Source organism: Streptomyces sp. NPDC045998, assembly GCF_056430285.1.
This window is the reverse complement of record NZ_JBWKLJ010000001.1, coordinates 347,258-372,245: the sequence shown is the minus strand read 5'-3', so window position 1 is coordinate 372,245 and position 24,988 is coordinate 347,258. Positions and strand designations below refer to the sequence as shown.

Below are 24,988 nucleotides of genomic sequence, written 5' to 3'. Positions count from 1 at the left end.
GGCCCCTCCCCCCGCCCCGGCCCTCCCCGGCCCTCCCCGGCCCTCCCCGGGTCTCCCCCGCCACGCCCCTTCCCTCACGGGAGCGCCCCCGGAGACCTCCCCCCGACGATCCCCGAAGCCCCCGGCTCACCGGCCGGATCCCACCACATGGAGAGGGACGTACCGGGGGCGTAATGCGGCGGGTGCGTGGGCGTAACACGGGCGTCGCATGCTCGGGGGCATGCTCACCGCCACCACCCCCACGCACTGTCCGTACTGCTCCCTGCAGTGCGGGATGAACCTGCGGCCCACCGGGCAGGGCGCCGGACAAGGCGTCGAGGTGGTGGAGCGCGCGGACTTCCCCGTGAACCGGGGGGCCCTGTGCGGTAAGGGACGTACCGCGCCCGCGGTGCTCTCCTCCCAGGCCAGGCTGGTCGGGCCGCTGGTCCGACGCCCCGCCACAGGCAGGCTCGAGCCGGCCACCTGGGAGGAGGCTCTGCGTGCCGTCGCCGACGGGCTGCGCGGCACCAGGGAGAGCCACGGGGCCGACGCCGTCGGGGTCTTCGGGGGCGGCGGGCTCACCAACGAGAAGGCGTACGCGCTCGGCAAGTTCGCCCGCCTCGTCCTCGGGACCTCGCAGATCGACTACAACGGCCGCTTCTGCATGTCCTCCGCCGCCGCGGCGCACCAGCGGGCCTTCGGGCTCGACCGGGGACTCCCCTTCCCCCTGGAGGACATCCCGCGCACCGGCTGCGTGGTCCTCGTCGGGTCGAACCTCGCCGAGACGATGCCGCCGGCCCTCCGCTACCTCACCGAACTGAAGGAGAACGGCGGCCGTCTCATCGTCGTCGACCCGCGCCGCACCCGTACCGCCGAGCAGGCCGACCTGCACCTGGCTCCCCGCCCCGGTACCGATCTCGCGCTCGCGCTCGGGCTGCTGCACCTCGTCGTGGCCGAGGGCCGCACGGACGAGGACTTCATCCGGGAGCGTACGACCGGCTGGGCCGACGCCCGCGCCGCCGCGATGTCCCACTGGCCCGCGCTCGTGGAGCGCATCACCGGCGTGCCGGTGCCGCAGCTGCGGGAGGCCGTCGCGATGTTCTGCGACGCCGACAGTTCCATGGTCCTCACCGCCCGCGGGCCCGAGCAGCAGTCCAAGGGCACCGACACCGTCGGCGCCTGGATCAACCTGTGCCTGGCCACCGGCCGCGCCGGCCGGCCCCTGTCCGGTTACGGGTGCTTGACCGGGCAGGGCAACGGGCAGGGCGGCCGCGAGCACGGTCAGAAGGCCGACCAGTTGCCCGGCTACCGCAAGCTCGACGACCCCGCCGCCCGCGCCCACGTCGCCGGCGTCTGGGGTGTCGACCCCGACAGCCTCCCCGGTCCCGGCCGCAGCGCCTACGAACTCCTCGACGCGCTCGGCACCGACATCAAGGCCCTCCTCCTCATGGGGTCCAACCCCGTCGTCTCCGCGCCGCGTGCCGCGCACATCCAGGAGCGGCTCGAGTCCCTCGACTTCCTCGCCGTCGCTGATGTGGTGCTGTCGGAGACCGCCGCGCTCGCCGACGTCGTCCTGCCCGTCACCCAGTGGGCCGAGGAGACCGGCACCCTCACCAACCTCGAAGGCCGCGTCATCCTCCGTCGGCGGGCCATCGACCCCCCGGAGGGCGTACGCAGTGATCTGGAGGTCATGAACGCCCTCGCCGAGCTGCTCGGCTGGGAGAAGGGCTTCCCCGCCGACCCCGAGGAGGTCTTCGAGGAGCTGCGCCGCGCCTCGGCCGGCGGCCCCGCCGACTACGCGGGCATCAGCTACCGCCGCATCGCCGAGGAGGACGGGGTCTTCTGGCCCTGCCCCGAGCCCGCGCACCCCGGCACGCCGCGCCTCTTCCTGGAGCGGTTCGCCACCCCGGACGGGCGGGCCCGCTTCGTACCCGTCACGCACCGCCCGGCCGGTGAGGAGACGGACGACGAGTATCCGGTGGTGCTGACGACCGGGCGTGTGGTCTCGCAGTACCAGTCGGGCGCCCAGACCCGGCGGGTCGCGGAGCTGAACGCCGCCGCGCCCGGCCCGTTCGTCGAGCTGCACCCCCGGCTGGCCGAGCGGCTGGGCGTCGCCGAGGGCGATCCGGTGGCCGTCGTGTCGCGGCGCGGGCGGGCGGTGGCCCCGGCCCGCATCACCACCGGCATCCGGCCGGACACGGTCTTCATGCCGTTCCACTGGGCGGGCGAGGGCCGGGCCAACACCCTCACCAACCCCGCCCTCGACCCGACCTCCCGCATGCCGGAGTTCAAGGTGTGCGCGGTACGTCTCGAACCGGCGGCCACCCCTCCGTCCGCGGCTGCCCCTCCGTCCGCGGCCGGCCCTGCCACCCCGAACGGTCTTCCGTCCGCGGACGGCTGAGCCAGTCGCCGCCCGCGATCGGCGGGCCGAGCCGCGCCGCCGGTGCCGCGACGTACACCCACGCCCGCACCGTCCGCCCGTCCCGCGTCCGCCGTACGTCGCAGACCTCGCGCTCGTACAGGTTCAGCGGGTGGCCGGGGCCCAGGTACTCCTCCAGGCCGTCCAGTACGGAGAGCAGGGCGTCGTACTCGCCGGGCGCCGCGCTGATCAGCTCGCCCGCGACCTCGCCCGTGACCTCGCCCGCGATCTCGCCGGCCACTTCGCTCCGCCCTTCGGCGCGCGCCAGGTACGGGTAGCCGGGGCCGTCGTACAGGACCGCGTCGGGCAGCCGGGCCGGCTCCTCGGCCGCCGTGCGGCCGCGGAGGAACAGGTCGTGGTTGTACTCGCCCGGCCGCAGCGTCCCGTACACGAAGAACGGCAGCTCGTTCCTCGTCATCGCGCCGACGTCTCCTGCCGCAGCCACGCCAGGTAGCCCGTGCTGCCCTGGACCACCGGCATGGCGATGATCTCGGGCGTCTCGTAGTCGTGCGCCGCGACGAGGTGCGCCTCCAGCGCGTCGTAGGACGCCTCCGTCGTCTTGAAGAGCACCTGCCACTCCTGGCTGGTCTCGATGGCGTTCTTCCAGTGGTAGACGGAGGTGACCGGGCCGGAGATCTGCGCGCAGGCGGCGAGCCGCGCCTCCACCGCGCCACGGGCCAGTTCCTCGGCCTTCTCGGCGCTGTCGGTCGTGGTGAGCACGGTCAGGGCCAGGGTCACGGTCGTCTCTCCTCCACGGTGGTCATACGGCGGCGGCGAACTGCGCCGCGTACAGCCGAGCGTACGCACCCCCGGACGCGAGGAGCTCCTCGTGCGTGCCCTGCTCCACGATGCGGCCCGCCTCCATCACCAGGATCACGTCCGCGTCCCGGATGGTGGAGAGCCGGTGCGCGATCACGAACGACGTCCGGCCCTCCCGCAGCGACGCCATCGCGCGCTGGATGAGGAGCTCCGTGCGGGTGTCGACGGAGCTGGTGGCCTCGTCGAGGACGAGGATGGACGGCTCGGTGAGGAACGCCCGGGCGATGGTGAGGAGCTGCTTCTCGCCGGCGCTGAGGTTCGCGCCCTCCTCGTCGACGACGGTGTCGTAGCCGTCGGGGAGGGTCCGGATGAAGCGGTCCGCGTGGGTGGCCATGGCCGCCTCGACGATCCGCTCGCGCGGCACCTCGCCCGGCACGCCGTACGCGATGTTGTCGGCGATCGTGCCGCCGAAGAGCCAGGTGTCCTGGAGCACCATGCCGATACCGGACCGCAGTTCGCGCCGGGACGTCGTCGATACGTCGACACCGTCGAGCAGGATGCGGCCGGCGGTCGTCTCGTAGAAGCGCATGAGCAGGTTGACGAGCGTGGTCTTCCCGGCACCGGTCGGGCCGACGATGGCGACGGTCTGGCCGGGCTCCACGGTCAGCGACAGGTCCTCGATGAGCGGCTTGCCCGGCTCGTACCGGAAGGCGACCTTCTCGAAGGAGACCCTCCCGGCCTTGCCGCGCTCGCGGGTGGGGGCCGCCGACGTCGGGGCGCTCGCGCTCGCCTCGTCGTCGCGCTCCTCCTCCGCGTCCAGCAGGTCGAAGACCCGCTCGGCCGACGCCACCCCGGACTGGAGGAGGTTGGCCATGGCCGCGACCTGCGAGATCGGGCCGTTGAACTCGTACGAGTACTGCACGAAGGCCTGTACGTCGCCGATCGAGAGCGTCCCGGACGCCACGCGCAGTCCGCCGACGACCGCGATGAGGACGTAGTTGAGGTTGCCGACGAAGGCGGTGGCGGGCTGGATGAGCCCCGACATGAACTGGGCGCGGAAGCTCGACGCGTACAGCTGCTCGCCGAGCTCGTCGAAGGCCTCGACGGCCTGCCGTCTGCGGCCGAAGAGCAGCACCTCGGCGTGGCCGGTGTACGCCTCCTCGACGTGGGCGTTGAGCTTGCCGGTGACGGCCCACTGGCGGACGAACTGCGGCTGGGCGCGCTTGCCGATGAGGGTGGCGACCACCACGGAGACGGGAACGGTCGCGAGTGCGATGAGCGCGAGCAGGGGCGAGATCCAGAACATCATCGCCAGCACGCCGACGAGGGTGAGCAGCGCGCGGACCATCTGGCTGAAGGCCTGCTGCATGGTCTGGGTGATGTTGTCGATGTCGTTGGTGGCCCGGCTGAGGATCTCGCCGCGCGGCTGCTTGTCGAAGTACGCGAGCGGCAGCCGCGCCAGCTTCGCCTGGGCCAGCTCGCGCAGCCGGTGGCCGGTCCGCTGGACGGCGGTCATGGCGAGGCGCATCTGCACCCAGGTGAGGGCGGAGGAGGCGGCGATGACGCCGACGGCGAGGGCGAGGACCTCGCCCACAGCCCGGAAGTCCACCCCGGCGGGGCTCGCCGCGCCGGCCACGACCAGGTCGGTGGCGTGGCCCAGGATCCTGGGCGCCGTGACGGCGAGCGCGACGGCGGCGGTGCCGGCGGCGAGGACGCCGAGGACGAGGCGGCGCTCGGGGGCGAGGGTGCGCAGCAGCCGGAGCCCGGAGCGGCGGAAGTCCAGCGAGCGTTCGAGGGACGGCGTGGCCACCATGCCGGGCCCCCGCTGCACGACGGGGCCCCGCCGCTCGGGTGCGGCCCGCCCCTCGGGCACAGACCGTCGCCCGGTGCCGCGGTTTGTGCCCTCGGCCCGCCCCGCGCGCACAGCCCGCCCCTCGGGGGTCGGCTTCTCCTCCGCGTTCACGCGGCTTCCTCCTCGGTCAGCTGGGAGAGCACGATCTCCCGGTACGTGTGGTTGTCCCGGAACAGCGCCTCGTGCGTGCCGGTGCCGACGACGCGGCCCTCGTCGAGGACGACGATCCGGTCGGCGTCGCGGATGGTCGACACCCGCTGGGCGACGATCACCACCGTCGCGTCCGCCGTCTCGGCCGCTAGGGCCGCCCGCAGCCGCGCGTCCGTGGCGTAGTCCAGCGCCGAGAACGAGTCGTCGAAGAGGTAGACGGCCGGTCGGGCGACCAGCACGCGGGCGATGGCGAGGCGCTGGCGCTGTCCGCCGGAGAGGTTGGTGCCGCCCTGGGAGACCGGGGCGTCCAGCCCTCCCCCCAGCTCCCGTACGAAGTCGGCGGCCTGCGCCACCTCCAGCGCGTGCCACAGCTCCTCGTCCGTCGCGTCCGGATCGCCGTAGCGCAGGTTCGTCGCGATCGTCCCCGAGAAGAGGTACGGCTTCTGCGGTACGAGCCCGACCGTCCGCGCCAGCGCCTCGGGATCCAGGTCGCGGACGTCGACGCCGCCGACGCGGACTTCGCCGCCGGTCGCGTCGAAGAGCCGGGGCACCAGGTTGAGCAGGGTGCTCTTGCCGCTGCCGGTGGAGCCGATGACGGCGGTGGTACGGCCCGGCCGGGCGACCAGGTCCACGCCGCGCAGCACCGGTTCCTCGGCGCCCGGGTAGCTGAAGTCGGCCGCGCGGATGTCGAGATGGGCGGGGCCGCGCAGCGCGTGGACGGGTGCGAGGGGCGGGGCGACGGACGGGGCGGTGGCGAGCACCTCCTGGATGCGTTCGGCACTGACCTCGGCGCGCGGCAGCTGCATCATCAGGAACATCGTCATCATCACGGCCATCAGGATCTGCATCAGATAGCCGAGGAAGGCGATCAGCGAACCGGCCTGCAGCGAGCCGGAGTCGAGCCGCAGCCCGCCGAACCAGATGACGGCCACGGTGGCCGCCTCCCAGACCAGCAGCACCGTCGGGAACATCAGCGCCATGAGCCGCCCGGCGCGCAGCGCGACGTTCATCAGCTCGGCGTTGGCACCGGCGAAGCGGTACTGCTCGTGCCGGTCGCGGACGAAGGCGCGGATGACGCGGATGCCGGTGATCTGCTCGCGCAACACCCGGTTCACCGTGTCCAGCCGTTCCTGCAGGGTGCGGAACAGCGGCGGCAGGCGGCGGACGATGAGGCCGACGGTGCCGGCGAGCAGCGGTACGAAGAGGAGCAGGAGCAGCGCGAGCGGTACGTCCTGGCCGACGGCCATCGCGATGCCGCCGAGGCACATCAGGGGCGCGGCGACGAGCAGGGTGAGGGCGAGGACGGTGAACGTCTGCACCTGCGTGACGTCGTTGGTGGTGCGGGTGATCAGGGACGAGGCGCCGAAGCGCCCCACCTCCCGTACGGAGAAGTCCTGCACGCGGCGGAAGACGGCGGACCGCAGGTCGCGGCCGACGCCCATGGCGACGCGGGCGGCGCAGTACACGGCGGCGGCCGCGGCCGCGACCTGGAGCAGGGTGACGGCGAGCATGACGCCGCCGGTGGACAGGATGCGGTCGGTCTCGCCGCGCAGGACGCCGTTGTTGACGATGTCGGCGTTGAGGGTGGGCAGGTAGAGGGCGGCGAGGGACTGGGCCAGCTGGAGGAGGACGAGCAGCGCGATCGTGCGCCAGTACGGGCGCAGGCGGGCGCGCAGCAGTCGGGTCAGCACCATGGGGGCGTCGCGCCTCAGCCGGCGTACGGGCGGACGGACTTGGCGTCGCGCAGGGCGTGGGCCCACCAGGCGAGCTGGTCGAGCATCGTCTTCGCGGCGGCGTCGGGGCCGGTGGGGTCCTTGTGCCGGCCGGTCTCGTCGAAGTGGCCGTGGGCGTTGTGGAAGGAGACGGTGTCGCGGATGGTGACGGCGTGCATCTCGGCGAAGACCTGGCGCAGTTGCTCGACGGCGCGCAGGCCGCCGGACATGCCGCCGTAGGAGATGAAGCCGACGGGCTTGGCCTGCCACTCGGTGAAGTGCCAGTCGATGAGGCTCTTGAGGGCGGCGGGGAAGGAGTGGTTGTACTCGGGGGTGAGGACGACGAACGCGTCGGCGTCGGCGAGCTTGGGGCTGACCTCGGCGAGTGCGGCGCGGGCCGCCGGGCCGGGTTCGCGGGAGAGGGCGGTGGGCAGGTCGGTGGCGGCGAGGTCGACGACGTCGACGGTGAAGTCGTCGCGCTCGGCGGTCCGGGAGAGGAACCAGTCGGCGATGACGGGCCCGAAGCGGCCCTCGCGGTTGCTGGCGATGATGACGGCGAGCTTCAGCGGCGTGGCGTTGGTGATGTCCATGCCGAGGAGCCTCCTACCTCAACCAAACTTGAGGTCAAGCCCCTCTTTCGCCGGTCGGGGTCACCCGTTCGGTGCGCGCGGCGCGGGCCGCGCCTCCCGACCCCCCGGTGCCGTCCCGACCTGCGGAAACGCCCGTACGAAGTCGGCGCGGCGACCGGTAACCGAGCGGTCATCGGCATGCGGGCGCGGGGGTCGCGGCCTTACCCATGGGACTAGGACACCGCCCCTCGCGCTCGGAGGACCCCTCATGCGCACCACCATCCGCTCGCTGACCGGTACCGTGCTGGCGGTCGCCTCGCTCGGCGGCATCGCCGTGGCCTCGCCGACCGCGTACGCCGGGGACCTCGGGCGGCTGGAGGTCTATCCGTCGAGCGCCGCACCGGGCCAGACCGTCACCGTCAACACCACCGCCTGCGGCAAGAACGGCAAGGGCGTCGGTGACGCGGGCTCCCTGGGCGCAGGCGAGTTCAAGCTGGCGCCCGGCACCCACCAAGAGGTGGTGATCGGGCAGTTCCGGGTGCCCGCGCACGCCAAGCCGGGCACGTACGCCATCAGCGTGGCGTGCCAGAACGGCAAGACGGCCACCGGCGACCTGACCGTCACGCACGCCACCGGCGGCACCGGCGGCACGGGCGGGACCGACATCGGTGGCAAGGAGACCGGCGGCCACGCGCAGGAGCAACCGCTGCAGCAGCTGCCGGAACAGCCGCGGGAGCAGGCGCAGGAACAAGGGCACGCCAGCGGTGTCGGCCACGTTCCGAGCGGACCCGTCAAGACCGGTGTCGGGGGCAGCGTCGGCCCCGACACCGCCCAGATCGCGGCGGGTGCGGCCGTCCTGGCCGCGGCCGCCGTCGGCGGGGTCTGGCTCCTGCGCCGCCGGGCGAGCGGCGCGCAGGGCCGCTGACCCGCCGCTCCGCTCCCCGCCCCCGCCGCGCGCGCCCCGAGGCCGCGGTGCGGGCGGGGAGCACCACGGGCACGCACGGCACAGGAGGCGGGAAAGCCCCATGAGCGCAGGCGGCAGCGGCAGCGGCGGCGGCAGCAGTTATGGCTCCGGCTACGGCTACGGCTACGGCTCCGGCAGCGCGAGCCGCAGCGGCAAGGGATGGGCCGTGGTGATCGCCGCCGTCGTCGGCGTGTGGCTCGTCCAGAACGGCTCCGCCGACGTCACGCCGCCCGCGCCCTCCGCCGCCGAAGCCTTCGCCGCCGGCGGCCCGCGCCAGCACACCGAGGCGGCCGCCGGGCCCCTGCCGCCCTCCGCACCCGTCCGCGTCCGCATCCCCGACATCGGCGTCGACGCACCCGTCATGCGCCTGGGCCTCGCCCCCGACCGCGGCCTGGAGGTCCCGCCCGTCGGCGACCCGAACATCGCCGGCTGGTTCCAGCACGGCACCCCGCCCGGGGCCAAGGGCACCGCGATCATCGCCGGTCACGTCGACAACGCCGACGGCCCCGCCGTCTTCTACGCCCTGGGCGCGCTCAGGAAGGGCCACCGCGTGGAGGTCACCCGCCTCGACGGCCGCACCGCCGTCTTCGCGGTCGACGCGGTCGAGGTGTACGACAACGACGACTTCCCCGACCACAAGGTCTACGGCGCCGCCCATCGCGCCGAACTCCGCCTGATCACCTGCGGGGGCGAGTTCGACGCGAGGACCGGCTACCAGGGCAACGTCGTCGCGTACGCCCACCTCACCGGTCGTAGGTGAGGAAGAAGGCGCCGTTCTCCAGTGCGGTGTGGTCGGTGAGCGTCCAGCCCCGCGGGTCGAAGGCGGTGTCGCGGGAGAAGAGCGGGACGCCGTTGCCGATGGTGAGGGGGCTGAGCTTGACGATCAGCCGGTCGATCTCGGAGTAGAGGGCACCGGCCAACCCCGCGCCGCCGATCAGCCAGATGTCCTTGCCGCCGCTCTCCTGCTTCAGCTCCCGGACCTTCGCGGCGGGGTCGCCGGCGACGAGTTCCACGGCCGGGGCCGGCACCTCGGTGAGGGTGGTGGAGAAGACGAGGTGGCGCAGGTGCGGGTAGGCGTCCGGGACTCCGGCCGCCAGGCCGATCTCGTAACTCTTGCGGCCTTCGAGGACGGTGTCGAAGTGCGTGCCCTCGTCCGTGATGCCCAGCGCCTCGCGGGCCGGGCCGGGGAGGGTCTCGGGGTAGGTGGCGGACATGTGCTGGATGTAGTCCGGCGTGATCGGCCAGAAACCGTCGGGGCCCGTGGGGTCGGTGCCGTCGGGGCCGGCGATGAAGCCGTCGAGGGTGGAGGCGATGTAGTAGACGAGCTTGCGCATGGAGACCCTTCGTGGAGCGGACGGCGGTGGAGCGGATGACGCTGAAACGGAAGCCGGCGAAGCAGGAGCCGAGGAAACAGATGCCGACGAAACAGATAGCGGCGGAGCGGATGACGGTGCGGGCGGCGGTGGGGAGCGGATGACGGCCGCGGGGCCCGGGGCGGCAGGAGGCGGTGCGGTCAGCCGTGCAGGTGCAGGGCCCAGGCCGTGCAGCCGAAGGCCGCCGTGTGCAGGAGGGCCCGTACGGTGTTCCACCTGACCCACGCCTCCTCGAACGCGGCGCGGGCGGCGGCGAGTCGGTCGTGGTCGGCGGCGAGGGCGGCCACCTTGTCGAGCGCCTCGTTGAGCGGGACGTTCCGCGTCCCGGTGACGAAGAAGGCGGCGGCGTACAGCACGAGCGCCACGATGACCCAGAGGCGGACGGCGCCGGCGTTCGGCCCGCCCCCGGCGAGGAAGGTCGCGAGGAGCAGCAGGGGCAGCGGCAGCAGGAAGGGGATCAGGAACCAGACGTTGATGATGGCCCGGTTGATGTTCTGCATGCCCTGGACGAACGCGTGGTCGTCCGAGCGCGCCAGACCGGGCATCACGGCGTAGGCGAAAGCCGCGAACAGTCCTGCCATCAGCCCGGCCGCGAGCGTGGACGTCGTCAGGGCGACGGTCTGGAGCACTCTCATACGCCACCTTCCTCAGTTGCCCATACGCCACCTTCCTCAGTTGCCGCGGCCCACTCCACGAACTGGACGACCACGCCGTTGGGGTCGGTGATCTGGAAGAGCCGCTCGCCCCACGGTTCTTCGCGCAGCGGCATGGTGATCTCGACGCCCTCGGCCCGGAGCCTGGCCTCCTCCTCCGCGATGCCGCCCTCAAGGGTGAACGCGAGGATCAGCCCGTCGGCGTGCCGGTCGCGCTGGTCGGCCGGCAGGACCTCGGTGCCGCGACGCAGCAGGACGACGTCGGCCGCGGCGTCGGGGCGGCCGAGCGAGGCGAAGCCGTCGGCGGCCATCCGCTCCTCGTATCCGAGGTGTGCGGTGAAGAAGGCGGAGGATGCGGCGACGTCGTCGACGGTGAGCGAGACGGTGGATGCGGTGATCTGCACGTGGGTCCTTTGCTCGAAGCGGACGGAGGAGCGAGCCGCGCCCCCGCCGCCGCAAAATTGCGACGGACGTAAACTTAGATCAGCCGCACACGGCCCGTCAATATAAATTTGCTACGGAAGTAAATTTAACTCCAGCGTCCGGCTCAGTACCACTGATCGAACGCGAGCTTGGCCACCAACGAGAAGACGACGACCAGCAGCACCCCGCGCACGAAGCCCGCGCCCTTGCTCAGCGCCGTCCGCGCGCCCAGCATGCCGCCCGCCAGGTTGAACACCGCCATGACGGCGGCCAGCCGCCACAGCACGTTCCCCTGGTACGCGAACATCGCCAGCGCGCCCGCGTTGGTGCACACGTTGACGATCTTCGCGGTCGCGGACGCGGTCACCAGGTCCAGATGGAGCACGGCGGTGAGGGCCAGCACCAGGAACGTCCCCGTCCCCGGACCGAACAGCCCGTCGTAGAAGCCGATCCCGCCGCCGACGAGCACGATCGCCGTCACGACGCGGGCGCGGGTCACCGGGCCCCTGTCCCCGACGGTCCCGAACGACGGCCGCAGCATCACAAACGCCGCCACCCCCAGCAGCACCACCATGATCACCGGCCGCAGGGCCTCATCGTCGATCCTGTCCGCGAAGAACGCCCCGACCATGGAGCCGGCGAGGGCCGCCAGCCCGACCCGCGCCGCCGTCCGTACCGACACCCGCACCGGCGCGCGGCGGACGTACGTCACGGCCGCACCCGTCGTGCCGACGATGGCCACCGCCTTGTTCGTGCCGAGGACCTGGGGGGCCGGTACGTGCGGGACTCCGAGGAGCAGCGCGGGCAGGAGCAGCAGACCACCACCGCCCACCACGGCGTCGATCCAGCCCGCCACGAGAGCGGCCGCACAGAGAAAGACCAGGGTGGTCAGCGATATGTCGGGCATGACCATGACCCTAGGGGACGGGATAGGTGCACCGCCCATGAAACCGGTGAGACTTGAGGAACCTCTGAGGTCGCCCCCTCGCCCCCTCGCCCGCGCGCCCCCTCACCGCCCCCGCCCCCGCGCGCACCCCCTCACCGCCCCCGCCCCCACCCGCTGAGGTCAGCTTTCCGCGCGCGAAACAAACGGGATGCGGCCGGGAAACACCGCCGACGCACGCTGCTGAGCATGAGTTCACGGATCGTGGTGGTCGGCGGAGGCACGGCGGGCGCACGCCTCGCCGAGCGGCTGCCCGTCACCCTGCTCGGCGAGGAGCCGCACGCCCCGTACAACAGGGTGCTGCTCGCGGACGTCCTCGCTGGGCGGTACGGGCCCGAGGTCATCGCCCTGCCCACGCCGCACGACGAGGGGTCGCGGCACGAAGTGCGGGTGACCGCCATCGACCGCGCCGCGCGGGTGGTGCACTGCGCGGGCGGCGAGGCGTTCGCGTACGACCGGCTGGTGCTGGCCACCGGCTCGAACCCGGTGCTCCCGCCGCTGCGCGGCCTCGGCGGCGACCGGCTGCCTTCCGGGGTGCACGCCTTCCGCACCCTCGACGACTGCATGGCGCTGGACGCGGTGGTCGGCCCCGGGGTCCGGGCGGTGGTGATCGGCGGCGGCCTGCTGGGCGTGTCGGCGGCCCGCGCGCTGGCCGCCCGGGGCGCCGAGGTGGTGCTGGCCCAGCAGGGCGAGCACCTGATGGAGCGCCAGCTGGACGCGGAGGCGGCGCGGCTGCTGCGCCGCCATCTGGAGGCGGACCTGGGCGTGGAGGTCCACACCGAGTGCCGCGTTCGCGGCCTGCGGTGCGAGGACGGCGCCGTGGAGGCCGTCGAACTCGCCGACGGCTTCGTGCTCGACGCGGACGTCGTCGTCATCGCCTGCGGCGTACGGCCGCGCGTCGGGCTCGCCGTGGAGGCGGGTCTCGACGTGCGGCGCGGCATCGTCGTGGACGACCAGCTGCGCACCTCCGACCCGTACATCCACGCCGTCGGGGACTGCGCCGAGCACGACGGCCGGCTCTACGGCCTGGCCGGCGCCGCGCTGGAGCAGGCCGACGTCCTCGCGGACGTCCTCCTGCACGGCACCGGCGCCTATCGCGGCACCCGCGCGCTGACCCGGCTCAGCATGGACGCCCTCGAACTGGCGGCGTTCGGCGAGGCGACGCCGCTGCCCGGTGACGACACCGTGCGGCTGGCCGACGCGACCAGCGGCGCGTACCGGAAGGTCGTCGTCCGCGGCGACCGGCTCGTCGGCGGGGTCCTGCTCGGCGATCTCGGCGCGGTCGGGGCGCTCGCCCGGGCCTGGGAGGGCGATGAGGCCCTTCCGGAAGCGCCCCTGCTCCACCTGCTCACCCATGACGGAGGCTCATAACATGGCCCACCAGCCCACCATCGTCCTCATCGGCCACGGCATGGTCGGCCAGCGCTTCCTGGAGGCCCTCGCCGAGCGGGGCGTCACCGAGCGGGCCCGGATCGTCGTCTTCTGCGAGGAGCCGCGCCCCGCGTACGACCGGGTCCGGCTCACCTCGTACTTCGACGGCAGGACGCCCGACGACCTCTCCATGGTCGAGGACGGCTTCATGGCGCGGCACGGCATCGAGCTGCACCTGGACGACCCGGCCGAGACCATCGACCGCGAGGCGCGCACGGTCACCTCCCGCGCCGGCCGCGTGATCGCGTACGACACGCTGGTCCTGGCGACGGGCTCGTACCCCTTCGTGCCGCCCGTTCCGGGCAAGGACGCGACCGGCTGCTTCGTCTACCGCACGATCGAGGACCTCCTCGCCATCGAGGAGTACGCGAAAACGGCACGGACCGGCGCGGTGGTCGGCGGCGGGCTGCTCGGCCTGGAGGCGGCGGGCGCGCTCAAGGGCCTGGGCCTGGAGACGCACATCGTGGAGTTCGCGCCGCGCCTGATGCCAGTGCAGGTGGACGAGGGCGGCGGCGCGGCCCTGCTGCGCACCATCGAGAACATGGGCCTCATCGTCCACACCGGAACCGGTACGCAGGAGGTCCTCACGGAGGACGGCTCGGTGACCGGCATGGCGCTGTCGGACGGCTCCACGATCGGCACCGACCTGGTGGTCTTCTCGGCGGGCGTACGCCCCCGGGACCAGCTGGCGCGCGACTGCGGCCTGGCGGTCGGCGAGCGCGGCGGCATCGCCGTCGACGAGCGGTGCCGCACGTCGGACCCGGCGGTGTACGCGATCGGCGAGTGCGCCCTCGCGGCCGACGGCCGGGTGTACGGGCTGGTGGCGCCCGGTTACGAGATGGCGCTGACGGCGGCCGCGGCGATCGCCGACGAGTCCGCCGAGGCGGCCTTCACGGGCGCCGACACCTCCACCAAGCTGAAGCTGCTCGGCGTGGACGTGGCCTCCTTCGGTGACGCGCACGGCACGGCCGAGGGCTGCCTCGACGTCGTCTACTCCGACTCGCGCGCCGGCGTCTACAAGAAGCTCGTCGTGGACGCGGACGGCGTGCTCCTCGGCGGCGTGCTCGTCGGCGACGCCGAGTCGTACGGCATGCTGCGGCCGATGACCGGCACCAAGCCGCCCGTCGCGCCCGAGCAGCTGGTGCTGCCGGCGGGCGCGGGGGCGCCGGTGACGCTCGGCCCGTCCGCCCTCCCCGACGACGCGATCATCTGCTCCTGCCACAACGTCACCAAGGGCGCCATCTGCGCCTGTTCCTCGCTGCCCGAGGTGAAGAAGTGCACCAAGGCGGGCACGGGCTGCGGCAGCTGCGTGAAGGTGATCCAGCAGCTGCTGCCGAAGCCCGCCGACAGCGGCATGTGCGGCTGCTTCTCGTACACCCGCAGCGAGCTGTTCGAGATCGTCCGGACCATGCGCTTCACGTCGTACGGGCAGCTGCTCGACTCGCACGGGCGGGAGGAGGCGCGCGGCGGCGAGGGCTGCGAGATCTGCAAGCCGGCCGTGGCGTCGATCCTGGCGAGCCTGCACAACGAGTACATCCTCGACGGCGAGCGGGCCGCGCTGCAGGACACCAACGACCACTTCCTGGCGAACATGCAGCGCAACGGCTCGTACTCGATCGTGCCGCGCATCCCCGGCGGGGAGATCACCCCGGAGAAGCTGATCGTGATCGGCGAGGTGGCCCGCGACTTCGGCCTCTACACCAAGATCACGGGTGGTCAGCGGATCGACCTGTTCGGCGCCCGGGTCGACCAGCTGCCGCAGATCTGGGCGCGGCTGGTGGACGCGGGCTTCGAGTCGGGGCACGCGTACGGCAAGTCGCTGCGCACGGTGAAGTCGTGCGTGGGCCAGACCTGGTGCCGCTACGGCGTGCAGGACTCGGTGAAGATGGCCATCGACCTGGAGCTGCGCTACCGGGGCCTGCGCGCCCCGCACAAGCTCAAGTCCGCCGTGTCCGGCTGCGCGCGCGAGTGCGCCGAGGCCCAGTCGAAGGACTTCGGCGTGATCGCCACCGCCAACGGCTGGAACCTGTACGTCGGCGGCAACGGCGGCGCCACGCCCCGCCACGCGGACCTGCTCGCCCAGGACCTGTCGGACGCGGAGCTGATCCGGCTGATCGACCGGTTCCTGATGTTCTACATCCGCACCGCCGACCGGCTGGAGCGCACCGCGACCTGGCTGGAGCGGCTGGAGGGCGGCCTCGACCACCTCCGCGACGTGATCGTGCACGACAGGCTCGGCCTCTGCGACGAGCTGGAGGCGCAGATGGCCGCGCACGTCGCGAGCTACCACGACGAGTGGGCCGAGACCCTGAACGACCCCGAGCGGCTGCGCCGGTTCGTCTCCTTCGTCAACGCCCCGGACGCGCCGGACCCGTCGGTGAAGTTCGTACCGGAGCGCGGCCAGATCAAGCCCGACCTGACGATCCTGACGCTGGAACCCCTGGAAGGAGCTTCCGCCCGATGATGCTCGAACTCTCCCACGACGACGCCTGGCTGCCGATCTGCGAGGCCTCGGCGCTGACCCCGGGGCGCGGCATGGCGGCGCTGCTGCCCGACGGACGCCAGGTGGCGCTGTTCCAGGACCGGGCGGGCCGCTGGTACGCGATCGACAACCGCGACCCCTTCACCGGCGCCCAGGTGCTGGCGCGCGGGCTCCTCGGCTCGGCGGGCGGGCGGCCGTTCGTGGCGTCGCCGCTGCTGAAGCAGCGCTTCGACCTGGAGACGGGACGGTGCCTGGACGACGAGGAGGTCGCGGTGGCGGTCTTCCCGGTGCGTACGCGGGAGCTGGCCACGGTTTCTTGACCGTACGTTCCAGTTTGATCTAGAGTCCTGTCCGTGGCCAGGACCAAGGAATTCGATCCGGACGCCGCGCTCCAGTCGGCCCTCGAGCTGTTCTGGGAGCGCGGCTACGAGGCGACGTCGATGGCGGACCTCGTGGACCGCCTCGGCATCGGCCGCGCCAGCATCTACGCGACCTTCGGCAACAAGCACGAGCTGTACCTGAAGGCCATGGACCGGTACGCGGAGACCCGCGAGCCGCACCTGATGGACGAGCTGTCCCGGCCCGGTCCGGCCCTTCCGGCCGTACGGGCGGTGGTGCGGCGGTTCGCCGCCGAGGCGTCCGACGACGACGAGCGGCTGACCGGCTGCTTCTTCACCAACACCGCCGCCGAGCTGGCGCCGCGCGACCGGGCCGCGACCCGCCGCGTGGAGATCGCCTGGGAGCACATCGAGACGATGCTGCACTCCGCCCTGGTGCGGGCACGGGCCCAGGGGGAGCTGGCGGCCGACCGCGATCCGCGCGCGCTGGCCCGGATGCTGCTGGTGCTGATGCAGGGTCTGCGCGTCGTGGGCAAGGCGTCCGGCGATCCGGCACGGGTGCGGGACGCGGCCGAGCAGGCCCTGGCACTGCTGGACTGACCACACACCGACCACGACACACCGACCACAACAGACCACAACAGACCGACCACAACGGCTCGACAAGGGGTGCCCGAGGCACGGGCACCCCTGCTTTCCGCCCTCAAATTGGAACGTTCGGTCAAAAATTAATGGAGGAGACGATCATGTCCGCACGCTTCACCGGCACCACCGCTCTCGTCACCGGCGCGGGCTCCGGCCTCGGCCGGGCCATCGCGCTCGCCTTCGCCGCCGAGGGCGCCTCGGTCGCCGTGGCCGGGCGCACCGCCGCGACCCTCGACGAGACCGTCGCCCTGATCGAGAAGGAGGGCGGCACGGCGGCCGCCTTCACCGCCGACGTGAGCCGCGCCGACGACGTACACGCCCTGGTGCGGCGCACCGTCGACCGCTTCGGCGGGCTGGACGTGGCGGTCAACAACGCCGCCGTACTGCGCGGCGGGGGCAGCCCGGTCGGCGACCTCGACCCGGCGGACTGGCAGGCGATGCTCGACATCAACGTCACCGGAGTGCTGTACGCGCTCCAGGCCGAGATCGCCCACATGCGGGCGAACGGCGGCGGCGCGATCGTCAACGTCGGCTCCAACCTCGGTGCGCACGTCCGCGTGCCGGGCCTCGCCGGCTACGCGGTCGGCAAGGCCGCCGTCTCCGTACTGACCCGTATCGCCGCTCTCGACCACATCGCGGACGGCATCCGGATCAACGCGGTCAGCCCCGGCGCCTCCGAGGCCCCGATGTCGCTGCTGCCCGGCGAGACCCATGAGGAGCGGGCGGCCCGGCTGACCACACCCCTCGGGCGCCTGACCTCCGCCGAAGAGGTCGCCGCCGCCGTGCTGTACCTGGCGTCCCCGGCGGCCGGGGCGGTCGTCGGAACCGATCTGGTGGTGGACGGCGGCGCCGCGGCGTAAGGGGCCGACCCGGGTCTCAGCCCTGGACGGCCGACGGGTCCATCCACATGACCTCCCACAGGTGGTGGTCGGGGTCCTGGAAGGAGCGGCCGTACATCATGCCGTAGTCCTGGGGGTCGTTGGCCGGGGAGCCACCGGCCGCCAGGGCGGCGTCGGCCAGCTCGTCCACCTTCTCCCGGCTGTCGGCACTCAGCGCGATGATCGCCTCCGTCGACGTCCGCGCGTCGGCGATCTCCTTCTTCGTGAAGTCCTTGAAGCGCTGCTCGGTGAGGAGCATCGCGAAGATGGTGTCGCTGAACACCAGGCAGGCGGCGTTCTCGTCGGTGAACTGCTCGTTGAAGGAGTAGCCGAGCTTGCCCCAGAAGGCCTTGGAGACCTCCAGGTCCTTGACGGGCAGGTTCACGAAGATCATCTGAGGCATGTCATCCATCCGTTCGGTGCGGTTGCCGTGCGGCGTGTGGCGTGGCGCCGTGTGCCGTGGCGCCGTGTGCCGTGGCGCCGTGTGCTGTCGAAGGGGTAGACCCGGCACTCTTCGGAAACTCATCGCTCCCTCGGAACACCTCTCGAAAAAAATCTCCCTCACCTTGCGGGCCCGCGCACCCCCACCTAGCGTCGGCCTCATGAGCCCCGCGAGCTCCCCGGGCCGGCGGATCACACAGAAGCTGTCGGGCGACGCCCTGGCCGCCGCCACCGGCAAGGACTGGGACGGCTGGTTCGCCCTGCTCGACGCCTGGGGCGCCGCGACCGGGCGCTCCCACACCGAGATCGCCCGCCACCTCGTCGAGGCGTACGGGGTGCCGGGCTGGCACGCCCAGTCGATCACCGTCGGGTACGAGCAGGAGCGGGGCCTGCGGCAGGTCGGCCAGTCCAGCGCGGGCGACTGGCAGGTGTCCGTCAGCAAGGCGGTGAGCGTCCCGCCGGAGCTGGTCTCCGAGGCGTTCGCCGACCCGGAGCTGCGCCGGCGCTGGCTTCCGGACGTCCCGGAGGGGGACTTCGCGCTGCGGACGCACCGCCCGGGCCGGTCGCTGACCGCCGACTGGGGCGGCGCGACGAGCCGTGTCGCGGTCCGCCTGACCCCGAAGGGCGAGGGCGGGACGCAGATCGGCCTGGGCCACACGAAGCTGCCGGACGCGGACGCGGTCGCCGCGTACCGGAGCTTCTGGCGGGAGCGGCTGACGGAGCTGAAGCGACTCCTGGAGGGCTGAGGCCGGGCGCACCTGCCGAGCCCCGACCGAGTCTCGCCCCCACCGCCCCCCTCCCCCGACCAAGTCCGACCGACTTCGATCGAGTTCGCACGAGCAGGACCGAGCCCGACCACAAAAGGCCGGAACTCGACCACCGGCCCGGCCTCTCGCCGCTTCCCCTTCACCGGTTGTTGATGCACCGTCAATGCAGGACCCATGCCGGAGTTCTAGGTTCCTCCAAGCGCGCGACCCCGCCGGCCGTCCGGCCGCGCGGCAGGCTCACACCCCCTCCTGGAGTGACAAGTGGAACGTCGCAGTTTCCTGCGCGGAGCGGTCATCGGCGGCTCGGCCGCCGCCTTCGGCTTCACCCTGATGCGCGGCGCGGCCTACGCGGCGCCCGCACAGCCGGGCCCGGGCCCGTACGGGGCGCTCGGCGCGGCGGACGCCAACGGCATCCGGCTGCCCAGCGGCTTCACCAGCCGGGTGATAGCCCGGTCCGGCCAGAAGGTCGGCTCCACCTCGTACACCTGGCACAACGCGCCGGACGGCGGCGCCTGTTTCGCGGACGGCACGGGCTGGATCTACGTCTCCAACTCCGAGATCTCCTCCACGGGCGGCGCGAGCGCGATCAAGTTCTCCGCGACCGGCGCCATCACCGGCGCCTACCGCATCCTCTCCAACACCAACCGCAACTGCGCGGGCGGCGCGACGCCGTGGAACACCTGGCTGTCCTGCGAGGAGGTGGACACGGGGTACGTCTACGAGACCGACCCCTGGGGCGTGAAGGCGGCCGTCCGCCACCCCGCCATGGGCCGCTTCAACCACGAGGCCGCGGCCGCCGACCCGGTCCGCAGGGTGATCTACCTGACCGAGGACAAGTCGGACGGCTGCTTCTACCGCTTCGTCCCCTCCACCTGGGGCGACCTGTCCACGGGCACGCTCCAGGTGCTCAAGGCGGGCACCGCCACGTCCGGCGGCTTCACCTGGGCCACCGTCCCCGACCCGGACGGCTCCCCCACCGCCACCCGCAGCCAGGTCTCCGGCGCGAAGAAGTTCAACGGCGGCGAGGGCTGCTACTACGCCAACGACACCGTCTGGTTCACCACCAAGGGCGACGGCCGCCTCTGGCAGCTGAACCTCGCCACCAGCACCTACGAGCTGGCCTACGACGACTCGCTCGTCACCAGCGGCACCGCCCCGCTGACCGGCGTGGACAACGTCACCGGCGCGTCCTCCGGCGACCTGTACATCGCGGAGGACGGCGGCTCGATGGACATCTGCATCGTCACGCCGGACGACGTCGTGGCGCCGTTCCTGCGCATCGAGGGCCAGTCCGGTTCGGAGATCTGCGGGCCGGCCTTCTCGCCGGACGGCAAGCGGCTGTACTTCTCCAGCCAGCGCGGTACGACGGGCAGCTCGTCGGGCGGCATCACCTACGAGGTGACGGGCCCGTTCCGGGCGTAACTCCGCCGCCGCTGCTGCTGCGGGATCCGGCCGTACTGGGCGCCGCCGTGCAGGAGGGCGGCGCCCAGCGGCGTCAGCGTGTGCAGGACGGAGCTGCCCTGGCGCAGCGTGACCACCAGGCCCGCCTCGCGGAGCACGCCCGCGTGCTGGCTGGCGGAGGCGAGCGACACCCCGGCCCGGCGGGCCAGTTCGCTGGTCGTGCCGCCGTGGCCGATGGCCTTGAGGACGGCGGAGCGGGTGTGCCCGACGAGCCGGCCGAGTGAGGACGACGCGGCGCCGCCGCCGGCCGGCTCGCCGGCCGCCGGGGCGTCGGAGTGCGTCACCGGGTACACCAGCACGGGCGGCAGCTCCGGGTCGCGGTAGACGACCGGGGTGCCCCGGCAGAAGAACGACGGCTGCAGCAGCAGTCCCCGCCCGTCGAGGTACAGGTCCCGGTCGACCGGGTAGTCCGCCTCCAGCACGGGCGAGCGCCAGCGCAGCGTCGGCGGCAGGGAGGCCAGCAGTTCGTCGGCGCCGCCGTCGAGCAGCGCCCGGCCGCGCACGGCGCGGTCGGCCTCCACACGGGACTGGATGTACGTCCAGTAGGGCTCGATGGCCGCGCGGTGGTAGCCGCGCAGCGCCCCCAGCAGCCGGCTGAACGGCTCGGGACGGCCCTCCCGGAGTCCGGCGGCCCAACCGGGCAGCGGCGCCGCGCCGGGCCGCGAGGCGGCGAGCAGGGCCAGCTCGGTGCCGATCCGGGCGGGCGGGGTCTCCCGTACGGCCTCCAGAGCCGTGTCGAGGCCGCCGAGCCCCTCGGGGGGCGTCAGGAAGTCCGGGAAATAGCCCCGCTGCGGGACGAGTGCCCCCAGCAACCGTGTTTCACCGTTCAACCGCGTGCGGGTTTCCGAGCGCCATTCTCCGTAGACGAGGGCACCGCGCCGGTCCCGCAATCGGTGAAAGCTGAGGACGGTTTCCCACAACACATCCGGCCGGGCCGCCATCCGAACCCCGGCAAGGTCGGCCCCGGTGAAATGTATACGCAGCACTGAACCCCCACCTGTTGCATCCGCAATCACCCCCCACCACTGAGTATGCACGCCATCACAGGACGTCACCACGGCATTTCAGCCACAGTTGAAACGCATCGCGGAGGCAGGGTGTAAACCGAAAAGCTGTACGCCGTCGGACGGGAAACCGTCAGGACCGAGGTGACGTGGTGAAGACCGTGGGGGGCTTCTCACGTCCGGCGGCGGTCCTGACAGGTTGCGGCTCTCCTGTCCGGCAGGGGTAATGGGGCGCGGTCGGCGGGTGGGGATCCGGTGGCCGCGCTCCGCCCATTGTTTGCGGGGCGAATGGCGCAATTCGAGCGGGCACCTGAAGTCCGCTCTTCAACAGCCCGGAATTCAACCGCCCGTAACGCCGCGGGAATAGGCAGCGGCACTCGAACGAAATACCCGGACGAAATATGACGGGGCGGACACCTCCGCACAAGGTGTCCGCCCCGTCTCTCTTGCGACCCGGAGCCGCCGCCGATCGGTGAGGGTCGGGGACCAACGGCGGCTCCGGTGACTCGGAGCCCGACCGTCCGGGCCGGGCGGGGCCAGGGGACGGTCGGACAGGACCCGGCGTCAGCGGCCGGGCGAGGCCCGGCGTCAGGGCCGGACCGGACCCGGCGCCAGGGCCGGGCTGGGCCCGGCCTCAGTGGCCGGGCACGGCTCGGCTCAGCGGCTGTCGCTGCCCGACGACTGCGCTGCCGCGCGGCCCGCCTCCAGGCGCGCCACCGGGATCCGGAAGGGCGAGCAGGAGACGTAGTCGAGACCCACCTCGTGGAAGAAGTGCACCGACTCGGGGTCGCCGCCGTGCTCACCGCAGACACCGAGCTTGATGTCGGGGCGGGTGGCCCGGCCCGACTCGACCGCGCTGCGCACGAGCGCGCCGACGCCGTCCTTGTCGATGGTCTCGAACGGGCTGACGCCGAAGATGCCCTTCTCCAGGTACGCCGTGAAGAAGCTCGCTTCCACGTCGTCGCGGGAGAAGCCCCACACGGTCTGGGTGAGGTCGTTCGTACCGAAGGAGAAGAACTCCGCGCACTCGGCGATCTGACCGGCGGTCACCGCGGCGCGCGGCAGCTCGATCATCGTGCCGAGCGCGAGCTTCAGCTCGACGCCGGTCTGGGCCTGCACCTCGGCGATGACCTGCTCGGCCTCGTCGCGGACGAGCTCCAGCTCCTGCACGGTGCCGACGAGCGGGATCATGATCTCCGCGCGCGGGTCGCCCTTCGCCTCGATGCGCTGGGCCGCGGCCTCGGCGATGGCCCGCACCTGCATGGTGAACAGACCGGGGATGACCAGGCCGAGGCGTACGCCGCGCAGACCCAGCATCGGGTTCTGCTCGTGCAGCCGGTGCACGGCCTGGAGCAGGCGCAGCTCGTTCTCGTGCGGCTCCTTGCGGGCCTCGGCGAGGGCGACGCGCACCGACAGCTCGGTGATGTCGGGCAGGAACTCGTGCAGCGGCGGGTCGAGGAGGCGGACCGTGACCGGCAGGCCGTCCATCGCCTCGAACAGCTCGACGAAGTCCTGCTTCTGCAGCGGCAGCAGGGCCTTGAGGGCGTCGTCGCGCTCGGCGTCCGTGTCGGCGAGGATCAGGCGCTCGACGTACTCGCGGCGCTCGCCGAGGAACATGTGCTCGGTGCGGCACAGGCCGATGCCCTGCGCACCGAAGCGGCGGGCGCGCAGCGCGTCCTCGGCGTTGTCGGCGTTGGCGCGTACGCGCAGCCGGCGTACCCGGTCCGCGTAGGCCATGATCCGGTGGACGGCCTGGACCAGCTCGTCGGCGTCGTCGGCGCCCGCGTGCATGCGGCCCTCGAAGTACTCGACGACCGGCGACGGCACGACCGGGACCTCACCGAGGTACACCTTGCCGGTGGAGCCGTCGATGGAGACGACGTCGCCCTCCTCGACGACGTGCCCGCCGGGCACGGTCATGCGGCGGCGCTTGGTGTCGACCTCGAGCTCCTCGGCGCCGCAGACACAGGTCTTGCCCATGCCGCGCGCGACGACGGCCGCGTGGGAGGTCTTGCCGCCGCGCGAGGTGAGGATGCCCTCGGCGGCGATCATGCCGTCCAGGTCGTCCGGGTTGGTCTCACGGCGGATCAGGATGACCTTCTCGCCGGACCGGGACCACTTGACGGCGGTGTACGAGTCGAAGACGGCCTTGCCGACGGCCGCGCCCGGGGAGGCGGCGATGCCGCGGCCGACCTGCTGGACCTCGGCCTTCTCGTCGAAGCGCGGGAACATCAGCTGCGCGAGCTGGGCGCCGTTGACGCGCTGGAGCGCCTCGGCCTCGTCGATGAGGCCCTGGTCGACGAGCTGCGTCGCGATGCGGAAGGCGGCACCGGCGGTGCGCTTGCCGACACGGGTCTGGAGCATCCACAGCTGGCCGCGCTCGATGGTGAACTCGATGTCGCAGAGATCCTTGTAGTGGTTCTCCAGCGTCTCCATGATCTGCATCAGCTGGTCGTACGACTTCTTGTCGATCGACTCGAGGTCGGCCAGCGGCACGGTGTTGCGGATGCCGGCGACGACGTCCTCGCCCTGGGCGTTCTGGAGGTAGTCGCCGTAGACGCCCTGGTGGCCGGAGGCGGGGTCGCGGGTGAAGGCGACGCCGGTGCCGGAGTCGGGGCCGAGGTTGCCGAAGACCATGGAGCAGACGTTGACCGCGGTGCCGAGGTCGTGCGGGATGCGCTCCTGGCGGCGGTACAGCTTCGCGCGGTCGCCGTTCCAGGAGTCGAAGACGGCCTTGATGGCGAGGTCCATCTGCTCGCGCGGGTCCTGCGGGAAGTCGCGCCCGGCCTCGGCCTTGACGATCTTCTTGAACTGCTTGACCAGCTTCTTCAGGTCGCCCGCGTCGAGGTCGGTGTCGACGGTGATCTTCTTGGCGGCCTTGGCCTCTTCGAGGGCCTCCTCGAAGAGCTCGCCGTCCACGCCGAGGACGGTCTTGCCGAACATCTGGATCAGACGGCGGTACGAGTCCCACGCGAAGCGCTCGTCGCCGGCCTGCTTGGCGAGGCCCTCGACGGACTTGTCGGAGAGTCCGATGTTGAGGACGGTGTCCATCATGCCGGGCATCGAGAACTTCGCGCCCGAGCGGACCGAGACGAGGAGGGGGTTGTCGGCCTGGCCGAGCTTCTTGCCCATCTTCTTCTCGAGCGCGTCGAGGTGCGCGGTGACCTCGTCCCTCAGCTCGACCGGCTCGTCGCCGCTCTCGAGGTACACCTTGCAGGCTTCGGTGGTGATGGTGAAGCCGGGAGGGACGGGGAGACCAAGGTTGGTCATCTCGGCGAGGTTGGCACCTTTTCCGCCGAGCAGGTCCTTGAGGTCCTTGTTGCCCTCGGTGAAGTCGTACACGAACTTCTGATCTTTGATTTCCGACACGGGTCTCGACTCCTCGAGGACTCGGTGGCTGCCCTGACGGCGAGGAACATACCCAGATCGAAGGCTTCTGGGTACGTCCACTTACCCGTCATGCGGCCTTAACCACCCGTCCGCCACCAGATCGCAGGCAACTCGCCAGTAACAAAGCGGGCAGCTATTCCTTCAACACCTGAATGCCGGTTGACCAAAAGCTGAGCTCAAGTGCTCACATGAGCGAGCAGTGAGCCAAGTGAGTTCAACTCTTGAACACAAGAAGGGTGGCACTGGGTGCCACCCTTTGAAAAGTACAGTCGCATCGCGTGCGCTCATCTGAGCGCAACCCCTATCAGGGGTGGCGAGAATCACGCGCGCTGATCACCGAAAATTCCAGCATCCG

Annotated in this window: 22 protein-coding genes; 10 read left to right on the top strand and 12 right to left on the bottom strand. The window is 72.1% G+C overall.

Annotation, left to right across the window (positions count from 1 at the left end; all coding sequences use genetic code 11):
- Nucleotides 1–220: 220 nt before the first annotated feature.
- Entirely contained in the window at nt 221–2,380 is a 2,160-nt protein-coding gene (locus AC07FJ_RS01630; protein WP_479044150.1) for a molybdopterin oxidoreductase family protein, read from the top strand.
- On the opposite strand, the gene AC07FJ_RS01625 is transcribed toward AC07FJ_RS01630, so the two are convergent.
- From AC07FJ_RS01625 to AC07FJ_RS01605, 5 genes are all read right to left on the bottom strand, one after another.
- Nucleotides 2,268–2,816: a gamma-glutamylcyclotransferase family protein gene (locus tag AC07FJ_RS01625; RefSeq protein WP_479044147.1), complete on the bottom strand. Its 549-nt coding sequence runs from the start codon at nt 2,814–2,816 to the stop codon at nt 2,268–2,270. The genes AC07FJ_RS01630 and AC07FJ_RS01625 overlap by 113 nt on opposite strands.
- The gene (cutA, locus tag AC07FJ_RS01620; protein ID WP_468295829.1) at nt 2,813–3,136 is read right to left on the bottom strand and encodes a divalent-cation tolerance protein CutA; all 324 of its coding nucleotides are present in this window, start codon (nt 3,134–3,136) and stop codon (nt 2,813–2,815) included. The genes AC07FJ_RS01625 and cutA overlap by 4 nt, the downstream gene beginning before the upstream one ends.
- 22 nt (nt 3,137–3,158) lie before the next feature.
- Nucleotides 3,159–4,970, bottom strand: a complete 1,812-nt coding sequence (locus AC07FJ_RS01615) for an ABC transporter ATP-binding protein (protein ID WP_479045228.1) — start codon at nt 4,968–4,970, stop codon at nt 3,159–3,161.
- A 146-nt stretch (nt 4,971–5,116) separates the two neighbouring features.
- Entirely contained in the window at nt 5,117–6,850 is a 1,734-nt protein-coding gene (locus AC07FJ_RS01610) for an ABC transporter ATP-binding protein (RefSeq protein WP_479045225.1), read from the bottom strand.
- Nucleotides 6,851–6,867: 17 nt separating this feature from the next.
- On the bottom strand, nt 6,868–7,461 hold the full coding sequence (locus AC07FJ_RS01605) for an NADPH-dependent FMN reductase (protein WP_361413831.1): 594 nt from the start codon (nt 7,459–7,461) through the stop codon (nt 6,868–6,870).
- A 247-nt stretch (nt 7,462–7,708) separates the two neighbouring features.
- Between AC07FJ_RS01605 and AC07FJ_RS01600 the strand changes: the two genes are divergently transcribed.
- Both AC07FJ_RS01600 and AC07FJ_RS01595 read left to right on the top strand, forming a co-directional pair.
- Nucleotides 7,709–8,365 (top strand): hypothetical protein, encoded by a 657-nt coding sequence (locus tag AC07FJ_RS01600; RefSeq protein ID WP_479044145.1) that lies wholly within the window; start codon nt 7,709–7,711, stop codon nt 8,363–8,365.
- Between the two features lie 100 nt (nt 8,366–8,465).
- Nucleotides 8,466–9,164 (top strand): class F sortase, encoded by a 699-nt coding sequence (locus AC07FJ_RS01595; RefSeq protein WP_479044143.1) that lies wholly within the window; start codon nt 8,466–8,468, stop codon nt 9,162–9,164.
- Here the strand turns inward: AC07FJ_RS01595 and AC07FJ_RS01590 are convergent.
- The 4 genes from AC07FJ_RS01590 to AC07FJ_RS01575 form a co-directional block, all read right to left on the bottom strand.
- Nucleotides 9,148–9,738 carry a dihydrofolate reductase family protein gene (locus AC07FJ_RS01590; protein WP_479044141.1) on the bottom strand — a complete coding sequence of 197 codons (591 nt, stop codon included), beginning with the start codon at nt 9,736–9,738 and terminating at the stop codon, nt 9,148–9,150. The genes AC07FJ_RS01595 and AC07FJ_RS01590 overlap by 17 nt on opposite strands.
- Nucleotides 9,739–9,917: 179 nt before the next feature.
- Entirely contained in the window at nt 9,918–10,412 is a 495-nt protein-coding gene (locus tag AC07FJ_RS01585) for an anthrone oxygenase family protein (protein ID WP_479044139.1), read from the bottom strand.
- Nucleotides 10,409–10,834 (bottom strand): VOC family protein, encoded by a 426-nt coding sequence (locus AC07FJ_RS01580; protein WP_479044137.1) that lies wholly within the window; start codon nt 10,832–10,834, stop codon nt 10,409–10,411. The genes AC07FJ_RS01585 and AC07FJ_RS01580 overlap by 4 nt, the downstream gene beginning before the upstream one ends.
- A gap of 143 nt (nt 10,835–10,977) precedes the next feature.
- A complete protein-coding gene (locus AC07FJ_RS01575; protein ID WP_479044135.1) occupies nt 10,978–11,760 on the bottom strand; it encodes a sulfite exporter TauE/SafE family protein in 783 nt (260 codons plus the stop codon).
- A 225-nt stretch (nt 11,761–11,985) separates the two neighbouring features.
- Between AC07FJ_RS01575 and AC07FJ_RS01570 the strand changes: the two genes are divergently transcribed.
- The 5 genes from AC07FJ_RS01570 to AC07FJ_RS01550 all read left to right on the top strand — a co-directional run bounded on the left by AC07FJ_RS01570 (nt 11,986) and on the right by AC07FJ_RS01550 (nt 17,552).
- Nucleotides 11,986–13,167 (top strand): NAD(P)/FAD-dependent oxidoreductase, encoded by a 1,182-nt coding sequence (locus AC07FJ_RS01570; RefSeq protein WP_479044132.1) that lies wholly within the window; start codon nt 11,986–11,988, stop codon nt 13,165–13,167.
- Nucleotide 13,168: 1 nt separating this feature from the next.
- On the top strand, nt 13,169–15,691 hold the full coding sequence (gene nirB / locus AC07FJ_RS01565; RefSeq protein ID WP_479044131.1) for a nitrite reductase large subunit NirB: 2,523 nt from the start codon (nt 13,169–13,171) through the stop codon (nt 15,689–15,691).
- Nucleotides 15,688–16,029 (top strand): nitrite reductase small subunit NirD, encoded by a 342-nt coding sequence (nirD, locus tag AC07FJ_RS01560; RefSeq protein ID WP_479044129.1) that lies wholly within the window; start codon nt 15,688–15,690, stop codon nt 16,027–16,029. The genes nirB and nirD overlap by 4 nt, the downstream gene beginning before the upstream one ends.
- A gap of 33 nt (nt 16,030–16,062) precedes the next feature.
- Nucleotides 16,063–16,647, top strand: a complete 585-nt coding sequence (locus AC07FJ_RS01555) for a TetR/AcrR family transcriptional regulator (protein ID WP_479044126.1) — start codon at nt 16,063–16,065, stop codon at nt 16,645–16,647.
- Between the two features lie 146 nt (nt 16,648–16,793).
- The gene (locus AC07FJ_RS01550; RefSeq protein ID WP_479044123.1) at nt 16,794–17,552 is read left to right on the top strand and encodes an SDR family NAD(P)-dependent oxidoreductase; all 759 of its coding nucleotides are present in this window, start codon (nt 16,794–16,796) and stop codon (nt 17,550–17,552) included.
- A 16-nt stretch (nt 17,553–17,568) separates the two neighbouring features.
- Here the strand turns inward: AC07FJ_RS01550 and AC07FJ_RS01545 are convergent, their stop codons facing one another.
- Entirely contained in the window at nt 17,569–17,973 is a 405-nt protein-coding gene (locus tag AC07FJ_RS01545) for a VOC family protein (RefSeq protein WP_361413796.1), read from the bottom strand.
- Between the two features lie 199 nt (nt 17,974–18,172).
- Here AC07FJ_RS01545 and AC07FJ_RS01540 point away from each other — a divergent pair, with 199 nt between their 5' ends.
- On the top strand, nt 18,173–18,757 hold the full coding sequence (locus AC07FJ_RS01540; protein ID WP_479044120.1) for a hypothetical protein: 585 nt from the start codon (nt 18,173–18,175) through the stop codon (nt 18,755–18,757).
- A 282-nt stretch (nt 18,758–19,039) separates the two neighbouring features.
- Nucleotides 19,040–20,200, top strand: coding sequence for an alkaline phosphatase PhoX (locus AC07FJ_RS01535; protein ID WP_479044118.1), 1,161 nt, complete (start codon nt 19,040–19,042; stop codon nt 20,198–20,200).
- Here AC07FJ_RS01535 and AC07FJ_RS01530 read toward each other — a convergent pair.
- Together AC07FJ_RS01530 and ppdK are read right to left on the bottom strand one after the other, a co-directional pair.
- Nucleotides 20,170–21,225 (bottom strand): ArsR/SmtB family transcription factor, encoded by a 1,056-nt coding sequence (locus tag AC07FJ_RS01530; RefSeq protein WP_479044114.1) that lies wholly within the window; start codon nt 21,223–21,225, stop codon nt 20,170–20,172. The two genes, AC07FJ_RS01535 and AC07FJ_RS01530, sit on opposite strands and share 31 nt — an antisense overlap.
- A 675-nt stretch (nt 21,226–21,900) precedes the next feature.
- The gene (ppdK, locus tag AC07FJ_RS01525) at nt 21,901–24,612 is read right to left on the bottom strand and encodes a pyruvate, phosphate dikinase (RefSeq protein WP_361413784.1); all 2,712 of its coding nucleotides are present in this window, start codon (nt 24,610–24,612) and stop codon (nt 21,901–21,903) included.
- Between the last annotated feature and the right edge of the window lie 376 nt (nt 24,613–24,988).

Bases quoted from the DNA above. Each gene is read 5' to 3' on its own strand.
- AC07FJ_RS01630 (WP_479044150.1), top strand. From the start codon at position 221: ATGCTCACCGCCACCACCCCCACGCACTGTCCGTACTGCTCCCTGCAG.
- AC07FJ_RS01625 (WP_479044147.1), bottom strand. From the start codon at position 2,816: ATGACGAGGAACGAGCTGCCGTTCTTCGTGTACGGGACGCTGCGGCCG.
- AC07FJ_RS01615 (WP_479045228.1), bottom strand. From the start codon at position 4,970: ATGGTGGCCACGCCGTCCCTCGAACGCTCGCTGGACTTCCGCCGCTCC.
- AC07FJ_RS01605 (WP_361413831.1), bottom strand. From the start codon at position 7,461: ATGGACATCACCAACGCCACGCCGCTGAAGCTCGCCGTCATCATCGCC.
- AC07FJ_RS01600 (WP_479044145.1), top strand. From the start codon at position 7,709: ATGCGCACCACCATCCGCTCGCTGACCGGTACCGTGCTGGCGGTCGCC.
- AC07FJ_RS01595 (WP_479044143.1), top strand. From the start codon at position 8,466: ATGAGCGCAGGCGGCAGCGGCAGCGGCGGCGGCAGCAGTTATGGCTCC.
- AC07FJ_RS01590 (WP_479044141.1), bottom strand. From the start codon at position 9,738: ATGCGCAAGCTCGTCTACTACATCGCCTCCACCCTCGACGGCTTCATC.
- AC07FJ_RS01585 (WP_479044139.1), bottom strand. From the start codon at position 10,412: ATGAGAGTGCTCCAGACCGTCGCCCTGACGACGTCCACGCTCGCGGCC.
- AC07FJ_RS01575 (WP_479044135.1), bottom strand. From the start codon at position 11,760: ATGCCCGACATATCGCTGACCACCCTGGTCTTTCTCTGTGCGGCCGCT.
- AC07FJ_RS01570 (WP_479044132.1), top strand. From the start codon at position 11,986: ATGAGTTCACGGATCGTGGTGGTCGGCGGAGGCACGGCGGGCGCACGC.
- nirB (WP_479044131.1), top strand. From the start codon at position 13,169: ATGGCCCACCAGCCCACCATCGTCCTCATCGGCCACGGCATGGTCGGC.
- nirD (WP_479044129.1), top strand. From the start codon at position 15,688: ATGATGCTCGAACTCTCCCACGACGACGCCTGGCTGCCGATCTGCGAG.
- AC07FJ_RS01550 (WP_479044123.1), top strand. From the start codon at position 16,794: ATGTCCGCACGCTTCACCGGCACCACCGCTCTCGTCACCGGCGCGGGC.
- AC07FJ_RS01545 (WP_361413796.1), bottom strand. From the start codon at position 17,973: ATGCCTCAGATGATCTTCGTGAACCTGCCCGTCAAGGACCTGGAGGTC.
- AC07FJ_RS01540 (WP_479044120.1), top strand. From the start codon at position 18,173: ATGAGCCCCGCGAGCTCCCCGGGCCGGCGGATCACACAGAAGCTGTCG.